We start from the raw sequence: 5,187 nt of genomic DNA, 5'->3' as shown, positions 1-5,187 counted from the left end.
CTCGGCCAACAAGCCTGGGCCCAACTGATCGGCCGCCAGGCCGTGCAGCCACACTGCAGCGCAGGCAGCCTCGAAGGCCGGCATCCCCGCCGCCAGCAGGCCGACGATGCCGCCCGCCAGCACATCCCCGGCGCCGGCTGTCGCCAGCGTCGGCGGCGCATTGTCGTTGATGACGCAACGGCGGTCGGGCGCGGCAATCACGGTGTCGGCTCCTTTGAGCACCACGACCGCCCCGCACTGCTGGGCCGCAGCGCGGGCACGCCGCAGCTTGTCATCCCGTGTGCCGGAGACAGCGCCATCGTCGGCTTCCGACGTGGATCCAAAGAGCCGCACGAATTCGCCTTCGTGAGGCGTCAGCACGCACTGTCTGCTCAACGCCGCGAACAAGGTGTCCGGCTGGTCGGCAAAGACACTGAGCGCATCGGCATCCAGCACGCAGGGCCGCCCGGTAGCCAGTACATCCAGGACCTGCTGCCGCCCCAGGGGCGCCCGGCCCAGCCCTGGGCCGATCAACAGCGCGTTGCGGCGCGCGTCTGCCAGGGCCTGGGCCAGCGTGCCATCCGGTGGCAGGGCCTCGACCATGACCGACGTCAGGGCGCCCGCCTGGACCGCCCACACGGTTGGCGGCGTCGCCAGCGTCACCAGACCGGCACCGATGCGCGCGGCCGCCAGGCAAGCCAGGCGGCTGGCGCCCAGCATCCGGTCGCCACCCACGACCAGCGCATGGCCGCGGCGGTATTTGTGACTGTCGGTTCGCGGCCAGGGAAACCGATCCAGCCAGAGGTCGGGATGATTGGCGTGAGCCTCGGGGGCGATGGCTGCCAACGCGGCATCAGGCATGCCGATATCGGCGCAGATCAGCTCGCCGCATAAAGTGCGACCGGGCAGCAGCAGATGACCCGGCTTGCGGCGGCAGAAAGTGACCGTCAGGTCGGCCCGAATGGCGGCCCCCGGACAGCGGCCGCTGGCACCATCCAGGCCCGTTGGCACGTCGATCGCGCACACCGGTGCCGCGGCGGCATTGACCGCATCGATCAGCGCCTGCAGATCGCCGGTCGGCGCACGGCTCAGGCCCGCACCCAACAGCGCATCCACGATCAGGGCGGCGCCCTCCAGACAGGCGGGCGCGGCAGGCTCGACCGCCCCGCCCCAGGATTCGGCCGCCCAGGCGGCATCCCCATGCAAGGCACCCCGGTCACCCCACAGGGCCACACGCACCGTCCAGCCGGCATCCCGCAACAGACGGGCCACGACGAAACCGTCGCCGCCGTTGTTGCCCGGCCCGCACAGCACCCGCACCGGCATCGGCGCCCAGCGTTCGCGGATCGCCTGCGCCACGGCCGCGCCTGCCGCAGCCATCAGCTGCGCGCCGGACACCCCGGCGGCCGGCGCGGCCCGATCGGCCCGGCCCATCTGCGACGGGCTGAGCAAAGCATGCCGCGATAGCGGTGCCGGCACGCCATGGCCGGCGCCTGCATCGACGGAAGGGGGCCCAGCGGACATGAATCCAGCGCCTCAGTCCGGCTGCGCCGCCCGTTGGCGCAGTTCGAATTTCTGGATCTTGCCGGTGGACGTCTTGGGCAGTTCGCCAAACACGATGTAGCGCGGCACCTTGTAGCCAGCCAGATGCGCCTTGCAATGGGCGATGATGTCCTCGGCGTCCACCTGGGCATCGGGCTTGACCTCGACAAAGGCGCAAGGGGTTTCCCCCCAGCGTTCATCGGGCCGCGCGACCACGGCCGCCGCCAGCACGGCGGGATGGCGATAGAGCACGTCCTCGACTTCGATCGAGGAGATGTTTTCGCCGCCGGAAATAATGATGTCCTTGCTGCGGTCCTTGATCTTGATGTAGCCGTCCGGATACATGACGGCCAGATCGCCGCTGTGGAACCAGCCACCCGCAAAGGCCGCTTCTGTTGCCTGCGGGTTTTTCAGATAGCCCTTCATGCAGATATTGCCCTGGAACATGATTTCGCCCATGGTCTGGCCGTCGGCCGGCACCGGCTGCATGGTTTGCGGATCCAGCACGGTGGCCGCTTTTTCCAGGTGATAGCGCACGCCCTGACGGGCATTGAGTTCGGCCCGCTTGCCGATATCAAGTTCGTCCCAGGCGGCATTCTTGACGCATACCGTGGCCGGCCCATAGACCTCGGTCAGACCATAGACGTGCGTCAGGTCGATGCCCAGGGCTTCCATGCCCTCGATCATCGAGGCCGGGGGCGCAGCGCCCGCCACCATGGCCCGGATGCCGGGCGGGATCGTGTCGCGCAGGGCCTGGGGCGCATTGACCAGCATGCTCTGGACGATGGGCGCGCCGCAATAGTGCGTGACGCCATGCTCGCGCATCAGCGTGATCATGGTGGCGGCATCGACCCGCCGCAGGCAGACGTTCACACCGGCCCGGGCTGCCACTGTCCAGGGAAAGCACCAGCCGTTGCAGTGAAACATGGGCAGCGTCCACAGGTAGACGGCGTGCTTGGGCATATCCCATTCGAGGATATTCGACACGGCATTGATGGCCGCCCCCCGATGGTGATAGACCACGCCTTTGGGGTTGCCCGTGGTGCCGCTGGTGTAGTTCAGGGCAATCGCATCCCATTCGTCGTCCGGCATCCGCCAGGCGAATGCCGGATCCCCCGAGGCCAGCAAGGTCTCGTAATCCAGTTCGCCGATAGCTTCGCCCGGGCCATCGTACAGCGGGTCATCCACGTCCACCACCAGGATAGGTTCGGTGCGCGTGCGCAGCGCCAATGCCTGCCCCACGATGCGGGAGAATTCCCGATCAACGAAAAGCGCGCGTGCTTCGCCATGGTCGAGCATGAAGGCGATGGCGGCTGGGTCCAGCCGGGTATTGAGCGTATTGAGTACGGCACCGCTCATGGGGACGCCGAAGTGTGCTTCGACCATGGCGGGTATGTTCGGCAGCATCACGGCCACGGTATCGCCCCGGCCAATGCCGCGAGCGGCCAGGGCGCTGGCCAGGCGGCGGCTGCGCTGGTACAGACCGGCCCAGGTATGGCGAATGACCGCACCACCCTGACCATGCACGATCGCCGTCCGTTCGGGATAGATTTCGGCCGCCCGCTCCAGATACAGCAAAGGCGTCAGCGGCGCAAAGTTGGCCGTATTCCGGGGCAGGTCCTGATCGTATATCGAAGTCATGCGGGTCTCCATCCATCAAATTGAAACTTGCAACGGACCGGCGCTCTCGTCGCACCAGCCCCGTCACCCCTATTTTAGCTGGGTGCCATGCAGACATGCCCGCTTCGACACGCAGGCCCTGTGCAAAGTCAAAGCCCCCAGGGAACCTCCGGATCAAGGATTCCAGACGCCGCCCGCGCGACGGGTCCTGCGCCGCACGGCATCTTCCAGCAAAGCGGCCTCGCCCGGCAGCACCAGGGCCAGCGCGTGACGCGCGCGGGTGGCACCGGTATAGAGCAGTTCTCGCGTCAGCAGCGGAGAGCGCCGATCGGGCAGCACCAGCGCCACCCGATCGAACTCCGAACCCTGGGACTTGTGCACGGTCAGGGCATAGACCGTTTCGACCTCTGGCAGGCGGGCCGGTGATACCCAGCGCACCGCATCCGGTGCCGCGCCGGCAAAGGCCACTCGGACCATCCAGGCACCTTCGCGTTGCGGATCGGGCACGGGCAGGGCCACGCCGATGTCGCCATTGGCCAGCCCCAGGGCCGCATGATTGCGCAGCACCAGGATGGGCCGGCCCGGATACCAGGTGTCCTCGGTCGCCGCGAGCCATCGTTCGGCGCGCAGATGGGCTTCGATGCGCCGATTCAACCCATGCGCGCCCCAGGGCCCATCGCGCAAAGCACACAGCACCTGAAAACGCGCCTGGCTCGCCAGAACGGCGCGCGCCCAGCGATCCCAGTCCGGTAGTGGCGCATCCCATGCGGGCCGCCCGTCCCGGACGGCGCGAAACAGCGCCGGATAGCCGGATTCGTCCAGAATGCCGCTGGCGTGCAGCCAATCGTCGCCGGACGCCGCTGCAGCCCCCACCCGCACCAGGCTCAGGCCGGCGGGCGGATGGCGCAGCAGCCCGGCCACGGCTGGCACATCACCGCGATTCACGGCGTCGGCGAACCGGCCGATGCCGCTGTCGGCACGGAATCTGTGGCTGTGGCGCAACATGACCACCGCCTGATCCAGTGCGGTGCCCGCCGGATCCTGCCAGGCATCGGGCACCGCTTCGCCGCTGCATGCCAACAGGCGCAGGCACTGCGCCGGAGTGTAATGACCGCCCTCGGCACGCTCGCACAGCTCACCCAGCACGGCACCGGCTTCGACCGAGGCCAGCTGGTCCTTGTCGCCCAGCAGCACCAGACGTGCATGGGCGGGCAATGCCGCCAGCACGGCGTCCATCATCTCGATGTCCATCATCGAGGCCTCGTCGACCACCAGTACGTCCAGATCGAGCGGATTGCCCGCGTGAAAGGCAGGACGCCGGGTGTCGGGCCGACTGCCCAGAAGACGATGCAGCGTCAGGACCTGGTCCGGGACGTGTGCCAACGCGGCACGCAGGCTGGCATCGGACGATGCCGCCAGGCGTTCCAGCGCACCCGTGATGGACTCATGCAGCCGTGCCGCAGCCTTGCCCGTGGGCGCCGCCAGGCGGATGCGCAGGCCGCGTTCCAGACCACGTGCCCGGGCCAGGCCCTGCAAGACTGCCAACAGGCGCACGACCGTCGTGGTCTTGCCCGTTCCCGGTCCTCCTGTGACAATGGCAAAGCCATGCAACAGGGCGGTGGCACAGGCGATCTTTTGCCAGTTCGGCTGCTCGGCAGCGGTTTCGGTAAAAACCGCGTCCAGCCAGGCACGGATGGCAGCGGGATCGTGCATCTCTGGCAGTTCCAACGCGAGACGCCGCCCAAGGTCTTCGCGGATACGCCGTCCGGCACGCCAGTAGCGCGCCAGGTACAGGCGATGCCCATGCAGCACCAAAGGCTCAGGGCCATCCCCCTCACCCACGAAATCGGCCGCCGCCAGCGCGCTCAGGCAGTTTGCCAGCCCCCCCTCGATCCAGGATGGCCGTTCGAGCAGGCTATCCTCGGCATCCGCCGCACCCGCCCATGTGTGCTCGTCCGGTGCGCACAGGGCCTTCAGGTCCAGGCAGGGGTGGCCGTGCGCCAGGCGGGCGCTGCACAGGACGGCCAGCCGCACGGCCAGCCTGGG

General features: G+C 68.2%; 3 protein-coding genes. All 3 read right to left on the bottom strand.

Annotation, left to right across the window (positions count from 1 at the left end; genetic code table 11):
- On the bottom strand, window positions 1–1,503 hold a 1,503-nt coding region (locus RBR29_RS10320), incomplete at its 3' end, for an NAD(P)H-hydrate dehydratase (RefSeq protein WP_320349058.1).
- 12 nt (window positions 1,504–1,515) lie between these two features.
- On the bottom strand, window positions 1,516–3,162 hold the full coding sequence (locus RBR29_RS10315) for an acyl-CoA synthetase (protein WP_320349056.1): 1,647 nt from the start codon (window positions 3,160–3,162) through the stop codon (window positions 1,516–1,518).
- 153 nt (window positions 3,163–3,315) lie between these two features.
- Window positions 3,316–5,187: exodeoxyribonuclease V subunit alpha (recD, locus tag RBR29_RS10310; protein WP_320349054.1), on the bottom strand; the 1,872-nt coding region annotated here is incomplete at its 5' end.

The sequence above is a fragment of the Castellaniella sp. genome (assembly GCF_034007085.1).
GTDB lineage: Bacteria > Pseudomonadota > Gammaproteobacteria > Burkholderiales > Burkholderiaceae_B > Castellaniella.
Note: the sequence above shows the minus strand (reverse complement) of the source record. Positions and strands in the feature narration are given on the sequence as shown.

Excerpts from the sequence above, each read along its gene's own strand:
- RBR29_RS10315 (WP_320349056.1), bottom strand. The coding sequence starts at position 3,162 with ATGACTTCGATATACGATCAGGACCTGCCCCGGAATACGGCCAACTTT.